Genomic DNA, 18,576 nt, shown 5'->3' with positions numbered 1-18,576 from the left:
AAGATGAGATTTCCCAGTATGTAAGACCCCTTGAAGACGACGAGGTAGATAGGTTGGAGGTGGAAGCACGGTAACGTGTGGAGCTGACCAATACTAATCGGTCGAGGGCTTATCCAAAATACTATTACGCAGATTTCGTTTCGGATTCAGTTTTCAGGAATCAAGTGAATTGTCATGAGGCCCAAGTGGTTGAGTGATAATGAATTGATATTCAGCATTTGGCGATGCTGAGACCTGAAAGATGCATTTGCACCGCAAGTGCCCGTTTGGTGGCGATAGCGGAGGGGTTCCACGCGTACCCATCCCGAACACGACCGTTAAGCCCTCCAGCGCCGATGGTACTTGGACCGAAGGGTCCTGGGAGAGTAGGACGCCGCCAAGCAACATGAAAGCCATTGTTGAGCAATCGACAGTGGCTTTTTTGTTGTTTTGTAGATAAAACAACAAAAATGTGAGGGTTTATTGAATAAATAAAGCGTTTTCAATTGAGTGACATTTTTGTTACCGACGATTTCATTGATCCAAGTATAATAGAAAAGTGCAAATACACAGCATTTTCTTAATACGAATGAACTACTGATAAATTCAAAACTTGAATTTTCTTGTGTCTTTAGATGCATGGTAGTGTAAGGAGGTTTTAGTTATGAAGCGAATCCGACCTTTGTGGATATTATGTATTCTTTGTATAGTTGGTGTAATATTGGCGGGCTGTGGAGCGAAAGAGCCGAAATGGGATACTTTTGAAGGCGCGCTGAATGAGAAAAGTTTTCCGGTACCGAAAGAAGCTAACTCTCCTGACCGGACGACGACAAATGTCGCCATGGATTATGTCCGATACTCTATGACTGGGCTTAAGGAAAAGGAAGGTGTTCCAGAAGCCTATCTGCAGGCGATTACAGACTGGGGCTGGGAGGAACAGAAGGATGAAGACGCAGGAAGCTCCCGGGTTTTTCAAAAGGATGGGCGTGTCGTGCATTTAACCGTGCATGACGGTTATTTTATCGTTATGATTCCAAAGGAAAAAAAGGCCTCAATTAAGGGGCTCAAGACAAAATAAATAATCGCTGTCCTTAACAGGATGGCGATTATTTATTTAAGAGCAGATGGTGGCAGTTGAATGTGCTGATTGTTACTGAGCGTAATAGGAAACGTCAGCCGGGTTGAACTTCAGCATACCGTCCTTGTCTTCGCGGCGCAGCCGGAGCATAGCGTACAACCGTGGCAGGAGCACCCACAGATGGCATACGATCAAAGAAGCGGTAAATGCCGGCGGCGCCCAGACAATAAAAAGTGCAGCGATGCACAGGCCGATCCAGAGATTATGCAGTTGTACTTTGTGAAAGACTCTGTAGCTGATGTATTGATCAGGCATAAACCCAAGCCACGGCAGGTGAAAAGACATTTTCCACCGCTTAGCAATGGGATTTCCGGTAATCAGCAAAACGGAACGGGAGACAACATATTGAATCCACAGGATAACTGGTGCAGCAATGATCATAAACAGAATGCTCCACCAGGATAGGAATATGGTTTCCAGTACAACACATGCAACGGGCAATGCGATATAAATACGCAGCCAAGCAGGGGTAGTATTGATTTTTTTGATCAGCTTGTATTGGTAGAATGTAGCTGAGCCTTTGTTGTCGGATGCCATAAAAAAAGCTCTAACCTCCTCGCAAGTCCTTATGATACTAATATCGGCCAATGCTGGTGTTTTGTTAAACCCGGCTTTACAATCACAGCTTAGGCGTGTGTAGAATATATATGTTTTATGCTATGAAGCATGGGAAAAAACTATGAAAAGGTTTAAAATGATAGAAGGTGTATCATACTGTTCTTAAAAGAGTCAAGGTGGGATGGTAATGGAACAGCAAACCGGGCAGGCCTGTATCATCTGCGGGCAGATTAAAGAAGAAGGTATTGTGATTGTCTCGCATTTTATTTGCGAGGATTGTGAGGCTGAGATGGTGCGCACAGAGGCTGAGGACGCCAAATATCGCTTTTTTGTCGGCCGAATGAAAAAGATTGACCTGCAGAAGAATGCTTGACTGGGTTTGACCGGCAAGCTTTCATGCTAACGTGCCAAGGAATGGCGGTGGATCTGTGTTACGTTTTACTGCAGCAGAAATATTCAATATAACGGCTTCCTCTGTCCATGTTGGCTGAGGGGCTGTTTTGTTATGCGGGGAAGCATTTTTGCTGAAATATAGGCGTTTAGTCATATTTGCGTTAAAATAGAAGGTAAGCCCCAGGGAAGGAAGAAAAGATGGATAAATTAGAGCCTGGCAGGGCGCCTGTATATGAAATGCTGGAACAATATAGAGCAAAGGGAAGTCTATCTTATCATGTGCCTGGCCATAAGAACGGGGAGGCCTATCGGTTGTTGGAGGGCGCTGGTTTTTTAGGCGAGGTGATGAGGTACGATGTGACGGAAATAACCGGAACGGATGATCTCCATCATCCGGAAGGGGTAATTCAAGAAGCGCAGGAGTTGGCGGCGGATTGTTTTGGGGCAGAGGAGAGTTTTTTTCTGGTTGGCGGCAGTACTGCCGGTAACCTGGCGCTCATTCTCACGGTGTGTCCCGAGCCGGGGATGACGCTTATTCTTCAGCGTAATGTGCATAAATCGGTTATACACGGCTTAATGCTGGCCGGGGTGCGTGCTGTTTTTGTGGAGCCGCAGATTGATCCTGCCAGCGGCCTGGCGGTTGCTCCGGCGGTCGAGACGGTTCAGGCTGCGCTTGCAGCCTACCCTGAGGCCGCAGCAGTGCTGGTGACCATGCCGAATTATTACGGCATGGGCAGTGACCTCGCGCCCATCGCGCTGGCCTGCCATACCAGCGGCGTTCCGCTGCTGGTTGACGAGGCGCACGGGGCGCATTACGGGCAGCACCCGGCGCTGCCAGCCGGGGCGCTGATGTGCGGCGCGGACGGCGTCGTGCAGTCCACGCACAAAATGCTGGCGGCGCTGACTATGGGCGCCATGCTGCATGTGCAAGGGCCGCGGCTCGACCGCACGCTGCTGCGCCAGCGGCTCGCCATGGTGCAGAGCTCCAGCCCATCATACCCCGTGATGGCTTCGCTCGATCTGGCCCGGCGGCTGGTGCACAGCCAGCGCGCCGGTGCCTTCACGGCGGGGCTCGCCGCCGTGGATGTGCTGCGGCGCGGCCTGGCGGAGCTGCCGCGCTTCGGGCTGCTGCAGCCGGCACAGCCGCTGCAGCCTGCCGGCGGCGGTGCTAGTGCAGCCGCCGCGGGTGATGCGCCGCCGCAGGGCATGGCGGCGTACGGCACACAGGACCCCTTCAAGGCCGTCATTTATGACGCTGCCGGGGTCCTGGGGGGCTTCGAGCTGCAGCGCAGGCTCGAAGCTGAAGGGATCGTGCCGGAGATGAGTGACGACCGGCACGTGGTGCTCGCCTTCAGCCTCGGCTCGAAGGCGGAGGATTCGCAGCGGCTGCTGGACGCGCTGCGGAAGATCGCCGCAGAAGCGGCGGCTTGCTCTGAAGGTGCAGCTAGCGGGATATCAGCGCGATGTATGCACCCGGCACCAGCGGAAGCTTCAGCTTCCCCCTCCGAAAATAATTCCACGTGGAACATTTTCAAAGATGCTCTGATTTCAAAGCCGGTACAGTTTTCCTTGAAGCCGGTTAATATTTTGGAAACCGAAAGCATTAGGCTTGAATATAGTGCGGGTAGAACAGCAGCGGAGATGGTTATACCTTATCCTCCAGGGATTCCGCTTCTGTATCCGGGCGAAAAGATAACCGAAGACATATGCACGAGGCTAATTGGCCTCAGACAAGGCGGAGCCAAATTTCAGGCTTGTGCTGATCCGGCCTTACAGCAAATCGTGGTATATAACATTAAGAAGGGCGGAGACGTATAAGTGGCACGAGAAGGTTACTTCATTACTCTGGAGGGAGGCGATGGCTCCGGAAAAACAACAGTGCTGGGCAGAGTGGCTGCATATCTGCAGAATCATTCCATGCCGTACCTGATTACGCGCGAACCTGGTGGTATTGAAATCGCCGAGAAGATCCGCTCTATTATTCTGGACCCGGCCCATACTGCGATGGATGCGCGGACCGAGGCGCTGCTGTATGCGGCCTCCCGGAGCCAGCATTTGGCGGAGGTGGTGGAGCCAGCGCTTAAAGAGGGGCTGACGGTGCTCTGCGACCGCTTTGTCGACAGCAGTCTGGTGTATCAGGGATTTGCAAGAGGACTCGGTATCGAGGAGGTACGGAACATCAACCGGTTCGCTACCGGAGGCCGTATGCCGGATTTGACGTTTTATCTGGATGTAGACCCGGAAGTTGGGTTATCACGGATTGCCGCCAATCAGGATCGGGAAGTCAACCGTCTGGATTTGGAGAGCCTGGCCTTTCATCAAAAGGTTCGGGAGGGCTACAAGCAGGTCATTAAGGCCGATCCGCAGCGGATTGTTGTTCTCGATGCCAACCGTCCGATCCATATGGTGGAACAGGACATCGTTCAAACGCTGAAAGCGCGGATATTAAAGGATTTATAAGGTGTTTTGTCTAATATATTTAAGTGTACGGCAAAACGAAGCCCAGGCTTCTGCAGCTATTCAAAACCATTTTTGGGAGGGAAAGCGAAGATGAATTTGATCATTGCTATTATCCAGGATAAAGACAGTAACCGGTTGTCCAGCGAGCTTGTCAAAGCGAACTTCCGTGCAACCAAGCTGGCAAGTACAGGCGGGTTCCTGCGGGCAGGCAACACTACGTTTATGATTGGTGTAGACGATTCTCAGGTTGATGCCGTATTAACTGTGATTCGCAATAGCTGCAAGGTGCGTGAGCAGCTTGTTACTCCCGTGACACCAATGAGCGGAACGACTGATTCCTATTTGCCGCTGCCGGTTGAGGTTCAGGTAGGCGGAGCTACAGTATTTGTGCTTCCTGTTGATCGTTTCGAGCATTATTGAGTAATATATGAAGCAATATACCATTAAGGGCGGAGATACCTTTGAAAATCAATCCGGGCTACAGACCCCTGAAAAGCGGGTTGTCGACAGCTGAAGGTGCGGGCAGACCCGTCCAGCAGAAGACGTTCACCGATATATTTCAGCAGCAGGGCGAACAGAAAACGATGGATGAGCTGAATCAGAAGATCAAAGATATCCAGCAGCAGGGTGACCGCCTTGCCAAGTCCATGACCGTCCGCGAGCTGGCGATTTACCGCAATATGATCAAAAAGTTTCTCGAGGAGACGGCGCGGCGCGGTGTTATTCTCAAAGAAACTAAAGGTTGGGACCGGCGCGGACGCGGCAAACGCTACAAGCTGCTGGAGGAGATAGATGCCGCGCTGCTGAATTTGGCCGATGATTTGCTGGAAAGCGAGCAGGGCCGCATTGACCTGCTGGGCCGGGTCGGAGAAATCCGCGGAATGCTGATTAACCTTGCTTTTTAAAAGACTTGGAGGAATTTATGTCTTTTCATGATATATTAGGCCAGGCGGATGCCAAGCGACTGCTTCAAAATGCTCTGCGCAAGGATGCTGTGAGTCATGCCTACCTGTTCACCGGGCCGTCCGGAAGCGGGCAAATGAAGACGGCACTTGTATTCGCCCAAGCAATATTTTGTACAGCCAGTGAAGATGATGCCTGCGGGGAATGTCTGGAATGCCGCAAGGTCGAGCATGGCAATCACCCGGATTTAACGTTAGTGAAGCCGGATGGCGCAAGCATCAAAATTGATCAGATCCGTGAATTGCAGCGCATGTTCTCTTACCGCTCGGAGGGTGTTAATCCGAAGGTTTATATTATAGAAGGAGCGGACAAAATGACGGTGCAAGCCGCAAACAGTCTGCTGAAATTTCTGGAAGAGCCCCCGGCGCCTGCAGTGGGCATTCTGATTTCCGACAATAGCAGTTCCCTGCTGCCAACGATCCAGTCAAGAACCCAGCGCATTCCTTTTAGCCCGCTTCATCCGGAGATTATGCTCCAGGCACTCGCCAGTGAAGGGGTCCCGGTTCCACTAGCGAGATGCGCGGTATCACTGACTGCGGGGCTTGATGGCTGCAGGGAACTTTTGGCACAGAATTGGTTTGCAGAAATGAGAAATCTAGTGTTACAATTAGCGAAGGAGTCTTTGGGCAAAGGCAGCTCTTCGGTAGCAACCGCCGGACAGAAGCTGTTCAAGACCGGACTCGGTGAACATTTGGATATCCTGTTCAGCATGTTCCACCTATGGTTCAAAGATATGCTCTACTTCCTGTACCGAAAGCACGAAAGTATCGTTTTCATAGATCAGTTAGACTTCATTTCCAGACATGCCCGTCAGCGGAGTACGGAACAATGGGTGGCCTATATGGAATTCGCGGTGGAGAGCAAGCGTAAGCTGCGTTCCAATGCCAATGCCCAGCTCTGTCTGGAACAGTTCTTAATCCGACTGGAAAGTTAAAGGGTTAGTTATGATATATCCTCCGGATCAAAGCTTGAGCCTGGAAGTATGGGTTTAACGGATGAGGAAGGACAAGCATGGATCACCAGGGAGCGAACTTGCTTTTGGGTTCCTTTTACCGGCAAACAAGGGGGTTAATTTTTGTACAGCGTAGTAGGAGTCCGCTTCAAAAAAGCGGGTAAAATATATTACTTCGATCCGCTTGATTTTCCGATTGAACGGGATCAATGCGTTATTGTTGAGACGGCAAGAGGGGTCGAATACGGTAAGGTTGTCGTTGGCAAAAAAGAGGTGCAGGAAGCGGATGTTGTATTGCCTCTCAAGAAAGTCATGCGGATTGCCGGTGAAACCGACGCACGTGTGGTGGAAGAGAACAAGGGTGCTGCAAAGGATGCTTTTTCTACCTGTTTAAATAAAATCCGCGATCATGGCCTCAAAATGAAGCTTGTGGATGTGGAATTTACGTTTGACCGCAATAAGATTATTTTTTATTTCACCGCTGAGGGCCGCGTCGATTTTCGCGAATTGGTCAAGGACCTGGCGAGTATTTTCCGTACCCGGATTGAGCTCCGGCAGATCGGGGTGCGTGATGAAGCGAAGATGCTGGGCGGCCTCGGACCTTGTGGACGGGTGCTTTGCTGCTCTTCCTGGCTTGGCGATTTTGAGCCTGTGTCCATCAAGATGGCCAAGGATCAGAATCTGTCGCTGAATCCGACGAAGATTTCAGGATTGTGCGGACGGCTCATGTGCTGCTTGAAATTTGAGCATGATAATTATGAAAGTACGAAGGAAGAAATGCCGGCGGTAGGCAAACTCGTCGTAACTTCACTGGGTGAGGGTAAAGTCGTTGGTCTTAATGCCGGAAGCCGCACGGTTCATGTGCAGTTGTTCGAAGTGGGCAAAGTTAAGGAGCTTCCAATGGATGATGTTGTCGTCAAGTAAACCATATAAGGTTACTTTCGGGGTGGAAACTTGGAGAAGATAAATATATTTGCACACATGCAGGAGATGGAAGCGCAGATGGAAACGATGCGCGCAAGTCTCGGAGATTGGAAACAGACGGTTAAGGAATTAATGGAAGCCAATCAAAGGCTGAGTCTGGAGAATGAACAGCTCCGCAAAATTTTAAAGCGGGAAGCGCCTCTGGACCCTGCTGCCCATTCTGCTGAAGCGGAGGCTCTTTTGGCCGCCAGTGAGGGGACAGAAGAGGTTGTCGGGGAAGGCTATGACAATTTGGCCCGGCTTTATCATGAAGGCTTTCACATCTGCAATGTCTATTTCGGTCATTTGCGTACAGAAGGTGACTGCTTGTTCTGTCTTTCGTTTCTTAATAAATGAGGATATCCAGCCGTAGGAGATTTACGCCTACGGTTTTTTTTGAATTTTGGGCATTTATGATTTTGTAGCGAGTTTTGTACCGAAGAAGGAGAGTATAATGACAAATTCTTTTAGCGAAGTGCCAGTTCCTCTGCATGATGCGGAGCGGGTGGACGATTTACTGACTCATGATCTGAAGATCATTCAGAGCGATGAGGTGTTCAGCTTTTCTATGGACGCTGTGCTGCTTGCACGTTTTGCCAGTATTCCGCCGCGGGGCAGAGTGCTTGATCTGTGTACAGGCAATGGCGTTATCCCAATACTGCTTACGACGCGAACCAAAGCTTCTGTAGAAGGAATTGAAATCCAGCCCCGTCTGGCGGATATGGCCCGCCGCAGTGTAGCGATGAATGGCCTGCAGGATCAGGTAACGATCCATGAAGGAGACTTGCGTGAACTGCACAATGCGGCAGGATATGGTGTATACGATGCTATTACCGTCAATCCGCCCTACATGCCGCTGAACGGAAGCGATCTCAAGCTGAATACGCATAAGGCTATGGCCCGTCATGAGCTGGGCTGCACTCTGGAAGAGGTAATTCAGGCCTGTGTCCGGCTTGTCCGCACCGGCGGCAAGGTAAGCATGGTTCACAAGCCGCAGCGTCTGGTCGATATCATCAGTCTCATGAGACAATACAGGCTGGAACCGAAGCTCATCCGGTTTGTTCATCCGCGTGCCCATCTGGAAGCCAATATGGTGCTGATTGAAGCTGCGCGGGATGGCAAGCCTGAGGTGCGTTTACAACCACCACTGATCGTATATAATGAGGACAATCAATACTGTCCGGAAATCATGGACATCTACTATGGTGCTAAAGAGGGTAAATCATGACGATCTCAAGTCAAAGCAGCTTTCAGAACAAAAATGAAAATCAGCAAGAAGGAACAGGCTCATTGTATCTGGTGGCAACACCGATTGGCAATTTGGAGGATATGACGTACCGCGCGGTCCGTACGCTTCAGGAATGCGATATTATTGCCGCCGAGGATACGAGACAGACCCGCAAGCTCCTCAGCCATTTTGAAATTACGCCTTCGATGCTGTTCAGCTATCATGAGCATAATAAGGCAGCCAGTGGACCCGAACTGATACGCTATATAATAGAAGGTAAAAATCTTGCGCTCGTCAGCGACGCCGGCCTGCCGGCGATTTCCGACCCCGGCGCCGACCTTGTAGCGCTTGCTATCAGCCATGGTATTCCCGTGATTCCGATCCCTGGAGCGAATGCGGCGCTATCTGCATTAATCGCTTCCGGCTTACCAACCACAAGCTTCACTTTCATCGGCTTCCTGCCGAGGGAGCGCAAGGATATCCGCAAGGTTTTGTCCAGTCTTCGCTCGGCGCAGGGAACCCTGTTATTCTATGAGTCGCCACATCGGGTTGCTAAGACTCTGGAGCATTTACAGGAAGCCTTCGGCAACCGCCGGGTTGTGCTGGCCCGTGAGCTGACCAAGCGTTATGAGGAGTTCCTGCGCGGGACGATTGAGGAATGCAGTGCTTGGCTGATCGAACACCCGCCGCTCGGTGAGTATGTCATCGTGCTGGAAGGAGAGAGCAAAGAGGAGGCAGAGCTTGCCGAATCGTCATGGTGGCGTGAGCTTAGTATTGAGGAGCATGTGACTCATTATGAAGCTTCAGGTCTGACACGCAAAGACGCGATGAAAAAAACAGCTTCAGACCGCGGCCTGGCCAAACGTGATATCTACAACTCGCTGCTGGAAAGAGAGTAGGGATTGCAGCATAGGAAGCTATACGACTCTCTTTTAGAAAAAATGTAGAGTACTCCTAAATTGACTAACATGCTGCATAACTTAGTGAAGAGGCCTGTTACGCAGCGAGCCTGCAAATCCTGTTCCTTTAACAGCTATATATGAAAATAGATGCATTCTATATATCTGGAGATTATTTCTGCATATATTAGTTGTATTTGTATTTTGTACATTTATATATATGATGAAGGGAGGAATTACAGGATTTATTTCCCTGCTGCATCGCGCCGCTGTAAAGCGATTCCCGCAGGGAGAGCGCTCTAATGTACTCAAGGTGCACCTCTGCCAGTAGTCCAGCAGCACGATGGTCACAGGTCGCGCCGCTGTAAAGCGAATCCCATAGGGAGAGTGCTCTATTGCACTCAAAGGCGCACCCCTGCCAGTAACCAGCAGCACTACAGTCACTAGGTCGCGTCGCCGTAAAGCGAATCCCATAGGGAGAGCGCTCTAAAGCACTCAAAGGCGCACTTCAGCCAGTAACCAGCAGCACCACAGTCACCAGGTCGCGTCGCTGTAAAGCGAATTCCGTAGGGAGAGCGATCTATTGCACTCAAAGGTGCATCTCCGCGCTACCGTTTCTCGGTCCCGCCGCCACAAAGCGATTCCCGAAGGGAGAGCGGCTTGCTGCACCGCACGTTGCCCGGGAGCGCCTTGCGCAGCCGCCATAGGGGCAAGGCCTATGGCGAAACCCTTCGCATGGCAAGGCCCCGAGGGCTCCGCCCGAAAAAGGGCCGGTCTACCGCCAAACACTGCTCCCTTACGCGCCACCCCCACAATTAGACAAGCTTCCGGGTGTCCAGAGGGCCGGGGCCCTCTGGGGCCCTCCCTGTAGGGAGGGTTTGGGAGGGTGAAAACAGCAAAAAAATACCTCCCGCACTAACGGGAGGCCAAGGAGATATAAAAAGGTTAGAATTAACAATTTGATTAGTTCTTATTATAACCTATTTGTTCTAGTTTGTCACAGGGGTAGGGATGGCAGAAATACATTCATGACAAACAATTTTTCCTTTGAAGTAGGTTACATTTTCAGCATTGCCGCAGAAAATACAAGCAGGTTCGTATTTCTTAAGCATGATCCGCTCACCGTCCACGTAAATTTCGAGCGCATCCTTTTCACCAATGCCCAGTGTACGGCGCAATTCAATTGGAATAACGACCCGTCCCAGCTCGTCTACTTTTCTTACAATACCTGTTGATTTCATCATTACAATCGTTGCTCCTCTCAATTATCAAAAGCGTCATTATTCGACATTGTTCACCGTTTTATGATACTTATAATACCAACCATTCCCAAAACAGTCAACCTTTTTTGAAGTGAATTTTCTGGGATTTTCAAAAAAAACTTTTATAGCGCTTAGTACTAACGCAAAATTCACGAAAATCGTTTCAAAGCAGTTTGTCGATTTGTAAATCCTTAAAACGTCATTATTCGACAAAGTACGACATGATTCACTATTATAATCGTTTTTTCTTATTATTTCTAATATTATTATTTGAAGGAGTTGATTTCATGAAGCAGCCGCTGACGGAAGAGAAGGTCTTTAAGGACCCGGTTCACAATTATGTTCATGTTCAGGATACGATTATCTGGCGATTGATTAACACCAAAGAATTTCAGCGACTGCGGCGGATTCGCCAGCTTGGCACCTCTTATCTGACCTTTCATGGCGCTGAACACAGCCGTTTTTCCCATTCGCTTGGGGTCTACGAAATTACACGCCGGATTATCTCTCAGTTCGAACGAAGCGGATACAAAGATTGGATGCCGGAGGAAAGCCTGCTCACCCTCTGTGCGGCGCTGCTGCATGATTTGGGGCATGGCCCGTTCTCCCATTCTATAGAAGAAGCTTTTGAAATGAACCATGAAGACTGGACCTGCAGGATCATTCAGGAGGATACGGAAATTACCGCTATTCTGCGTGAAGTGGAAGGGGATTTTCCGCAAAAGGTCGCCTCAGTAATATCGAAGACGTATGAGCATGAAATTGTCGTTAATCTGGTGTCAGGGCCGCTGGATGCCGACCGCATGGATTATTTGCTCCGAGATGCGTATTATACAGGGGTGAATTACGGAACCATTGATATTGACCGTATTCTGAGAATGCTGCGTCCCTATAATGGCCGGGTTGTCGTCAAAGAGTCGGGGATGCATGCGATTGAGGATTATTTGATGTCGCGCTATCAGATGTATTGGCAGGTTTATTTCCATCCGGTTACACGCAGCTCGGAGATTATATTGCGGCAGATTTTCCGCAGGGCCAAAGAGCTTTTCCGGGAAGGCTATTCTTTCCGCTTCATGATTGAGCCCTTGAGTGATTTGTTCCGTGGTGAGGTGAGCGTGGAGCAGTACCTGCTTTTGGATGAGGCTCTGGTCCAGACAGCCTTCATGCAGTGGACACTGGAAGAGGACAGAACGTTAAGCGACTTGTGCAACCGATTTATTCATCGTAGACTGTATAAATATGTAGAGATGGAAAATCTCAATTCAGAGAAGATTGGCGAAATTCGCCGCAGCTTTGCAGAGGCTGGATTGGATGCCGATTACGATCTGGAAATTGATTTTCCGACAGATCTCCCCTATGATGTTTTCCGTCCGGGCGAGGGCTTTGACAGCAAGCAAATTCTGCTCCTTGACCGGCATGATAAGCTCAGGGAAATTTCCGAAGTATCGGATATCGTCCGTTCGATCAGCGGGATACACCGCGGCAGGCATCACCTGTATTTCCCGCAGGACAAGCTGCAGAAGGCTCTCCCACGGCTGCCTCTGTCCATCGTTAAAATTTTTGACAAATAATACGAAAATTTATGGAATTCATCATAGAAATCACAAACGAAAGGATGAGAAGAAATGCAGCTATTCGACACTCACACCCATCTCGATGCTCCACAATTCGACGAGGACCGTGAGGAGGTTATTGCCCGGGCGGTAGAGGCTGGTGTCAGCAAGATGATTAACATCGGGTTCAACCGGGAAACGATTCCAACAACGATGAAATTGGCTGAGACTTATGATTATATTTATGCAGCCGTCGGCTGGCATCCTGTGGATGCCATTGACATGAAAGACGGTGATCTCGACTGGATCGCCTCGCTGTGCAGCCATAAAAAGGTGGTCGCCATTGGGGAAATCGGACTGGATTATTACTGGGACACCTCCCCGAAAGAAATTCAGCATGAGGTGTTCCGCAAACAAATTGGACTTGCCCGGGAGCTGAAGATGCCAATCTGTATTCATAACCGCGATGCGCATGAGGATGTGGTGCGGATTTTGCGGGAAGAGAAGGCGAATGAAGTTGGCGGTGTGATGCATTCGTTTTCCGGGAGCTGGGAAACAGCCAAAATGTGTCTCGATCTCGGCTTTCACCTGTCCTTTGGCGGACCTGTTACTTTCAAGAATGCAAGGGTACCTAAAGAGGTGCTTGCCCAGACTCCGCTGGACCGGCTTTTGATCGAAACCGACTCGCCATATTTGACGCCTCACCCCTTCCGGGGCAAACGAAATGAGAGTGCTCATGTGAAGCTGGTGGCTGAAGCGGCGGCGGCAATAAAAGGGATTGATTTACAAAAAATGGCGGAAATTACGTATGCGAACGCGCTGGAACGATTTGGGATAGTCTGAAATCGAGAGAAAATCGGGTGAAAAAAGAAGTATATCCGATATATTAAACTTTTTTAACACAAAATCAACTGATTATTACAATATTTTAATGATTTTTTTGCTTAAACGTGCTTGAATCGCGCTTTACAACATGCATCAAAACAGGATATCATCTTTTCAGTGCAGTGAGCTGTTGTTACTGTGACAGTCACTATTTCATGGATCGTCTCGCTGAGTCTCCGTATGGAGAACGGGGGAACCAATATTGCTCTGCCGCATGTCCGTACATAGAGTACAACACAGAAATGCCGCAGACAGTATTCGATTTCTTCACGGGTCTTTGGGGTGAATTTGAGGGCAACCGCCGTGAGCGGGTGACCTAAGATAGGGCGTCTCTCTTATGCCCGAACCCGACAGCTAACCCCGTAAGCGCTAGTAAGAGAGGAAACCTCGTGCAAAAGCATTCCCGCGTATTCTGACACCCGGAGAGCCACGAAAGAGTCCTCTATGAACTCTTTTGGGCTTTTTTTGTTATGAATAATGCGAATTCTCCCGGCATACTGTTATATAACAGGTACCTGGAGCAGCTATGCCGAGCAGGCGATCCATGAGCAGGAAACGCTAAAGCAATGCGGGCGTATCCTGTGGTAATCTCAAACCTAGTTTCGTCAGAAATGATACAGTCATCTTAAGATATACAACTTGGACGACGGGGCTATGTAAGGAGGATGGAGAGAATGGGCGTATTCCAACCAGAAGTATCCCATGATTCGCAATCATCCAGCAGGTCTTTCGCATTACGGTTGAAGCAAGTGAATCCTCGCGTACTTTCGCTTGCAGGTGTGGTGTCAATTATTATCGCGCTGATAATTCTGCTGTACGTACACGGTCAAAGCATTAAAGAAATAACGTTAGTCATAGACGGAAAAGTACAGAAGCTTGAGACGCGGGAAGCGCTACTCAGCGATGTGCTGGCAAAGGAACAAATTTCGCTGCAGCCGCATGATGCTTTATCCATTGGCCTTAGTGATGAAATAAAAGACGGCGACCGTGTCGTGATTAACCGTGCGCAGGCGTTTAGCCTTACCGCAGACGGAGCAACAAAGACGTTATATACGACCGAAGACACCATCGGTCAGGCCATTGACAAACTGGGCATCAGCCTGGAGAGTTATGACAAGATTTATCCTTCGCTTGAAACCGCAGTTACTGCTGACATGGAAGTCAAAATTGTCCGTATCAACAAACAAGTTGTACAGCGGACAGCAAGTTTACCTTTCCGGGTAATCAAGACAGCAGACCCCTCCCTGACCAAGGGAACCGTAAGAGTGGCGCAAGCGGGTAAACCAGGCGTAATGGTTCAGCATATCGAGAAGATCTATCGAGACGGTAAGCTGGCTTCAATGCGTATGGTTGGCAAGGAAGTACAGACGGTAACCAAAGACAAGATTATTGCCGTTGGTATCAAAGCTCTTCCCAAGCCTGCAGTAGCTACAGTAACTCCCAAACCAAAAACTACCTCCAAATCATCCAAAGTCAGCGCAAACAGCAATAACGTCATTACTAAGGCAGGCGTAGATTTCGAATACAAAAGAGTGATCAAAAATGTATCCATGACGGCTTATTCTTCTGAAGAGCCTGGTATTGGTACACGTACCGCCTCCGGCACACGCGTAACGGAAGGTCGGACCATTGCTGTTGACCCGAATGTAATACCTATCGGCTGGTGGGTGTACATTGAGGGATTAGGGTTTCGCCGTGCAGAGGATACCGGCGGTGCCATCAAAGGCAACAAGGTGGATGTCTATTACGATTCACTGAGCCATGCCCGTAACTTTGGCCGCAAATCCCGGACGATCTATGTCATTGGGCCTGTGAAGCCGGAGCTGAATTAGGCGGCCTAAGTCTTTTGCAAATTAGCGGTTTATAAGATATAGTGATGGTAGCACTTTTGGAATGGATCAAAGAGCTGCCGCTCATCACTTATACATTCTTTAGCCAAAAAGAAGGGGAGCGATCCTCTTCTTTTTGCGTTGCAGACGATAAAGGAGTAAAGGAAATATGATCAAGGAACTAATTGTTGTGGAAGGCAAAAGCGATACGGTCGCGGTGAAGCGCGCGGTAGATGCGGACACGATTGAGACTGGCGGTTCGGCTGTCGACCGCAAGGTGATCGCCAAGATTCAGCTAGCGATGGAACGCAGAGGGGTTATTATTCTTACAGACCCTGATCATGCCGGTGAACGCATCCGCAAGATTGTCTCTTCGAAGGTTCCGGGCTGCAAGCACGCGTTCATCCCCGAGAAGGACGCTACCCGTAAAGGCGACATCGGAGTTGAAAATGCCTCCCCGGGGGCGATCCGTCATGCGCTCGAGCATGTCCACACCTCCTTCGAAGGTGCCCCGGCCCTGATTGGGCTGGATGACCTGATGGCTGCCGGGATGATGGTGCATGCCCAGGCTGCAGAGCGGAGAATGGCGCTGGGCAACTTGCTCGGCATTGGGTATTGCAACGGCAAGCAGCTATTTAAGCGGCTGGCGATGTTTGGTATTACGCGGGAAGAATTCAATAACGCTGTCGCGCAAATTGATCAGGGAGGCATTACCTCATGAGTGGCAACAACAATATTTCATCTCCGGCACGGACTAAGGAAATTATTCAGCGTTACGGATTTTCGTTCAAGAAAAGCCTGGGCCAGAATTTTCTGATCGACCAGAATATACTCGACAAGATTGTGGATGCGGCCGGTCTCGACCAGGCCGCAGGTGCGCTGGAAATTGGACCGGGGATTGGCGCATTGACCGAAAGGCTGGCGGCTGCAGCCGGTGCCGTAACGGCAGTGGAGATAGACCAGCGCTTGATTCCGATTCTGCGCGATGTACTTGCTTCCTATCCGCATGTGAAGATCCGCAACGATGATGTGCTGAAGGTGAATTTGCAGGAGCTGTTTGCCGAAGATTTTACCGGTGTGGAGAGAGTCAGTGTGGTTGCGAATCTGCCTTATTATGTGACGACCCCCATACTCATGAAGCTGCTCGAAGAGAAGCTGCCGCTCGACAACATCGTAGTGATGATCCAGAAGGAGGTTGCCGAGCGCATGGCGGCTTCACCGGGCGGTAAAGAATACGGCAGCTTAAGTATCGCCGTGCAGTATTACAGCGAGCCTGAGCTGGTCTGCATTGTGCCGCGTACGGTATTCATTCCGCAGCCAAATGTGGAGTCTGCCGTGATCCGTCTGAAGGTGAGAGAGCGTCCTCCTGTTGAAGTGGCCGATGAGAAGCATTTCTTCGAGGTAGTCCAGGCTTCCTTCACCCAGCGCCGCAAGACGATTGCCAACAACCTCAAGGCCCGCTTTTTTCCGGGAGAAGGAAGGGAGCGTCTGGAGTCCTTGCTGGCTGAAGCCGGCATTGAGCCGACCCGCCGCGGGGAAACGCTGAGTATTGCCGAGTATGCCCGGTTAAGCGCCGTGCTGCTTGCTGCAGGAATCAAATAGACGCCGATTAAGAACCAACCGGGACCTTTGCCCATACGATGGGGTAGAGGTGGTGTGTGAAATGAATTTAGGAGACTTGGTCGTTCGTAAGTCATATGGTGGCGATGTAACGTTCCGGGTGGAAAATATTGTGCAGAACGGGGCCGTAATCAAGGGCACAGAATTCCGCCTGCTGGCGGATGCCCCACTGGACGACTTGGTGCAGGTGCCGCCTACCCGCGTTACTAAGCGGGGACAGCAGGCGCAGATTAAGGCCACAGAATCATTAACCCGGCTGCGCAAGGACCGCCAGGAGCAGAGCCAGCGCAATGGAGAGAGTGTATCCGGGGTATGGCCCCATTCTCCCAAGGAGGCAGCATATTTTGAGGTGCCGGGGAAAGTGCTGCATCTGGATGGTGATGCCCTTTACTTGAAGAAGAGCATCAGTCTGTATGAGCAATTGCGGATACCGGCTGAAGGCCATCATGTCCATGAGTCGAAGATGGCTGAAACGTTATACCGGCTGCTGCCCCGTGTGCGCCCGGATATTGTAGTCATTACCGGCCACGACGGTGTGCTCAAGCAGCAGCATACTTATGATCTCTACAGTCTGAACAGCTACAAAAATTCGCAGAACTTTGTGGCGGCGGTTCAGGTTGCACGGGAATATGAGCGCAATTTTGACTCGCTGACTGTTGTGGCGGGAGCCTGCCAATCACATTTTGAAGCATTGCTGGGCGCAGGGGCCAACTTTGCAAGCTCGCCCGGAAGAATCCTGATACACGCGCTGGACCCGGTGTATATCGCGGCAAAGGCTTCTTTTACCTCAATTCGGGATTCGGTTAGTCTTGGGGACGTTCTGAATAATACCATCAGCGGCAGCCAGGGAATGGGCGGAATTGAGACCCGCGGCAGCTTCCGCATTGGTATGCCCCGCCTGCAGAATCTTTCGACCCTGAAGGTGGAGCCGTCAGTGATGTAGCGGTAAAAGTAGCGGCATATGGAGAAAGGAAGGGGCAGGCTTAGCGCTTGTCCTTTTCTTTTTGTCGTTATGGACTCAATAAGCGTGGTTGCTTAGTAGATCCTGATGTTACCGCTAACAAGGAGCTAAAGACGGCCTCTCTTCCTTCTAAAAAAATTCCGTTGACAACTATTTTGGCATACTCTATAATTATTTATTTAATTTGACAATGAATATGAAAAGTTGTATAATGGACAAGGAAAGAGGTGGTCGTCAGGCAATGGCTAATAACGCGCTGTTGGAAATTAAACGCAGTCTCGAAGCACATGTCGGTCATAAGATCACGTTGCGTGCTAACGGTGGCCGTCGTAAAACTGTTGAACGCACCGGTGTCCTGGAAGAAACGTACCCTTCTGTATTTATTGTCAAACTGGATCAGGAGCAGCAAACCTTCAAGCGTGTCTCCTATAGCTATGCCGATATACTTACTGAATCTGTGGAAATCACAGTTTGTGAAGATGATGGGCAGATGCGGATTGTGTATATTAAAGCTTAATGTTGTACGGACAGTCTCCCCGCAGGGAGGCTGTTTTTTTGTTAAAAAGAAGCAGGCATACGTTTTGGCTGAATGGCGGGTACGCTCCGGCAGCATACTAAAGCAGCAACAAGCTCATCATCATTATCCTACAAGGAGGAATTTCGTAATGAGCCGCAGAAAACGAGGCATGATGTCGGAGGAACTGAAGACGGAGCTGGCCAAGGAACTAGGCTTTTATGAGACGGTAGAGCGGGATGGGTGGGGCGGGATCAGAGCCAAGGACGCTGGGAACATGGTCAAAAGAGCAATCCAGCTCGCCGAGCAGGCAGCGCGCAAATCCTGAGCTCAGGGTGCGAAAAAGGGTAGCCAAAGGGTGCTGTCATGATGACGGTGCCCTTTTCGGCCTGCGCTACACTATTGATAATGGACTTCGT

Annotated in this window: 21 protein-coding genes, 2 rRNA genes and 1 riboswitch; of the genes, 21 read left to right on the top strand and 2 right to left on the bottom strand. The window is 50.1% G+C overall.

Translation table 11 applies throughout. The annotated features are described in order from the left end of the window. The 3 genes from ACX1DY_RS29345 to ACX1DY_RS29335 form a co-directional block, all read left to right on the top strand. Positions 1 to 117: ribosomal RNA gene (locus ACX1DY_RS29345) — 23S ribosomal RNA — on the top strand; the annotation flags it as partial. 148 nt (positions 118 to 265) lie between these two features. Beyond that, positions 266 to 382, top strand: a 5S ribosomal RNA gene (gene rrf / locus ACX1DY_RS29340). 261 nt (positions 383 to 643) lie between these two features. Then, complete coding sequence (locus ACX1DY_RS29335; protein WP_458967653.1) at positions 644 to 1,057, top strand: hypothetical protein; 414 nt, start codon at positions 644 to 646, stop codon at positions 1,055 to 1,057. A gap of 72 nt (positions 1,058 to 1,129) precedes the next feature. Here the strand turns inward: ACX1DY_RS29335 and ACX1DY_RS29330 are convergent, their stop codons facing one another. Then, positions 1,130 to 1,654, bottom strand: coding sequence for a hypothetical protein (locus tag ACX1DY_RS29330; RefSeq protein ID WP_458967652.1), 525 nt, complete (start codon positions 1,652 to 1,654; stop codon positions 1,130 to 1,132). A gap of 208 nt (positions 1,655 to 1,862) precedes the next feature. On the opposite strand from ACX1DY_RS29330, the gene ACX1DY_RS29325 reads away from it, so the two are divergent. The 10 genes from ACX1DY_RS29325 to rsmI all read left to right on the top strand — a co-directional run bounded on the left by ACX1DY_RS29325 (position 1,863) and on the right by rsmI (position 9,533). Then, the gene (locus ACX1DY_RS29325) at positions 1,863 to 2,048 is read left to right on the top strand and encodes a sigma factor G inhibitor Gin (protein WP_019914517.1); all 186 of its coding nucleotides are present in this window, start codon (positions 1,863 to 1,865) and stop codon (positions 2,046 to 2,048) included. 218 nt (positions 2,049 to 2,266) lie between these two features. Next, the gene (locus tag ACX1DY_RS29320; protein ID WP_458967651.1) at positions 2,267 to 3,886 is read left to right on the top strand and encodes an aminotransferase class I/II-fold pyridoxal phosphate-dependent enzyme; all 1,620 of its coding nucleotides are present in this window, start codon (positions 2,267 to 2,269) and stop codon (positions 3,884 to 3,886) included. Then, positions 3,887 to 4,528, top strand: coding sequence for a dTMP kinase (gene tmk / locus ACX1DY_RS29315; RefSeq protein ID WP_458967650.1), 642 nt, complete (start codon positions 3,887 to 3,889; stop codon positions 4,526 to 4,528). A gap of 90 nt (positions 4,529 to 4,618) precedes the next feature. Beyond that, positions 4,619 to 4,948 carry a cyclic-di-AMP receptor gene (locus ACX1DY_RS29310; RefSeq protein WP_019914514.1) on the top strand — a complete coding sequence of 110 codons (330 nt, stop codon included), beginning with the start codon at positions 4,619 to 4,621 and terminating at the stop codon, positions 4,946 to 4,948. A 41-nt stretch (positions 4,949 to 4,989) separates the two neighbouring features. Next, the gene (locus tag ACX1DY_RS29305; RefSeq protein WP_458967649.1) at positions 4,990 to 5,433 is read left to right on the top strand and encodes a YaaR family protein; all 444 of its coding nucleotides are present in this window, start codon (positions 4,990 to 4,992) and stop codon (positions 5,431 to 5,433) included. A 17-nt stretch (positions 5,434 to 5,450) separates the two neighbouring features. Continuing rightward, positions 5,451 to 6,425: a DNA polymerase III subunit delta' gene (gene holB, locus ACX1DY_RS29300; protein ID WP_458967648.1), complete on the top strand. Its 975-nt coding sequence runs from the start codon at positions 5,451 to 5,453 to the stop codon at positions 6,423 to 6,425. A gap of 141 nt (positions 6,426 to 6,566) precedes the next feature. Continuing rightward, positions 6,567 to 7,367, top strand: a complete 801-nt coding sequence (locus ACX1DY_RS29295) for a PSP1 domain-containing protein (RefSeq protein WP_458967647.1) — start codon at positions 6,567 to 6,569, stop codon at positions 7,365 to 7,367. Between the two features lie 30 nt (positions 7,368 to 7,397). After that, the gene (locus tag ACX1DY_RS29290; RefSeq protein WP_028531069.1) at positions 7,398 to 7,763 is read left to right on the top strand and encodes an initiation-control protein YabA; all 366 of its coding nucleotides are present in this window, start codon (positions 7,398 to 7,400) and stop codon (positions 7,761 to 7,763) included. Positions 7,764 to 7,860: 97 nt separating this feature from the next. Continuing rightward, positions 7,861 to 8,634 carry a tRNA1(Val) (adenine(37)-N6)-methyltransferase gene (locus ACX1DY_RS29285; protein ID WP_458967646.1) on the top strand — a complete coding sequence of 258 codons (774 nt, stop codon included), beginning with the start codon at positions 7,861 to 7,863 and terminating at the stop codon, positions 8,632 to 8,634. Next, complete coding sequence (gene rsmI / locus ACX1DY_RS29280; RefSeq protein ID WP_458967645.1) at positions 8,631 to 9,533, top strand: 16S rRNA (cytidine(1402)-2'-O)-methyltransferase; 903 nt, start codon at positions 8,631 to 8,633, stop codon at positions 9,531 to 9,533. Before ACX1DY_RS29285 ends, rsmI begins: the two co-directional genes overlap by 4 nt. 989 nt (positions 9,534 to 10,522) lie before the next feature. Here rsmI and ACX1DY_RS29275 read toward each other — a convergent pair. Next, the gene (locus ACX1DY_RS29275; protein WP_019914502.1) at positions 10,523 to 10,777 is read right to left on the bottom strand and encodes an AbrB/MazE/SpoVT family DNA-binding domain-containing protein; all 255 of its coding nucleotides are present in this window, start codon (positions 10,775 to 10,777) and stop codon (positions 10,523 to 10,525) included. A 305-nt stretch (positions 10,778 to 11,082) separates the two neighbouring features. Between ACX1DY_RS29275 and ACX1DY_RS29270 the strand changes: the two genes are divergently transcribed. The 8 genes from ACX1DY_RS29270 to ACX1DY_RS29235 all read left to right on the top strand — a co-directional run bounded on the left by ACX1DY_RS29270 (position 11,083) and on the right by ACX1DY_RS29235 (position 18,485). Next, positions 11,083 to 12,366, top strand: a complete 1,284-nt coding sequence (locus ACX1DY_RS29270) for an HD domain-containing protein (protein WP_458967644.1) — start codon at positions 11,083 to 11,085, stop codon at positions 12,364 to 12,366. A gap of 54 nt (positions 12,367 to 12,420) precedes the next feature. Next, positions 12,421 to 13,191: a TatD family hydrolase gene (locus tag ACX1DY_RS29265; RefSeq protein ID WP_458967643.1), complete on the top strand. Its 771-nt coding sequence runs from the start codon at positions 12,421 to 12,423 to the stop codon at positions 13,189 to 13,191. A 198-nt stretch (positions 13,192 to 13,389) separates the two neighbouring features. Continuing rightward, positions 13,390 to 13,617: riboswitch (cyclic di-AMP (ydaO/yuaA leader) on the top strand. 290 nt (positions 13,618 to 13,907) lie between these two features. Further along, entirely contained in the window at positions 13,908 to 15,065 is a 1,158-nt protein-coding gene (locus ACX1DY_RS29260) for a ubiquitin-like domain-containing protein (protein WP_458967642.1), read from the top strand. 166 nt (positions 15,066 to 15,231) lie between these two features. Next, entirely contained in the window at positions 15,232 to 15,783 is a 552-nt protein-coding gene (gene rnmV, locus ACX1DY_RS29255; RefSeq protein WP_458967641.1) for a ribonuclease M5, read from the top strand. Beyond that, complete coding sequence (rsmA, locus tag ACX1DY_RS29250; protein ID WP_458967640.1) at positions 15,780 to 16,664, top strand: 16S rRNA (adenine(1518)-N(6)/adenine(1519)-N(6))-dimethyltransferase RsmA; 885 nt, start codon at positions 15,780 to 15,782, stop codon at positions 16,662 to 16,664. Before rnmV ends, rsmA begins: the two co-directional genes overlap by 4 nt. A 61-nt stretch (positions 16,665 to 16,725) precedes the next feature. Continuing rightward, on the top strand, positions 16,726 to 17,625 hold the full coding sequence (gene yabG / locus ACX1DY_RS29245) for a sporulation peptidase YabG (protein WP_458967639.1): 900 nt from the start codon (positions 16,726 to 16,728) through the stop codon (positions 17,623 to 17,625). A 259-nt stretch (positions 17,626 to 17,884) separates the two neighbouring features. Continuing rightward, a complete protein-coding gene (gene veg, locus ACX1DY_RS29240; RefSeq protein WP_315422442.1) occupies positions 17,885 to 18,160 on the top strand; it encodes a biofilm formation stimulator Veg in 276 nt (91 codons plus the stop codon). Between the two features lie 148 nt (positions 18,161 to 18,308). Then, entirely contained in the window at positions 18,309 to 18,485 is a 177-nt protein-coding gene (locus ACX1DY_RS29235; RefSeq protein WP_458967638.1) for a small, acid-soluble spore protein, alpha/beta type, read from the top strand. The last annotated feature ends 91 nt before the right edge of the window (positions 18,486 to 18,576 follow it).

It is taken from the genome of Paenibacillus sp. BAC0078 (genome assembly GCF_054483875.1).
Note: the sequence above shows the minus strand (reverse complement) of the source record. Positions and strands in the feature narration are given on the sequence as shown.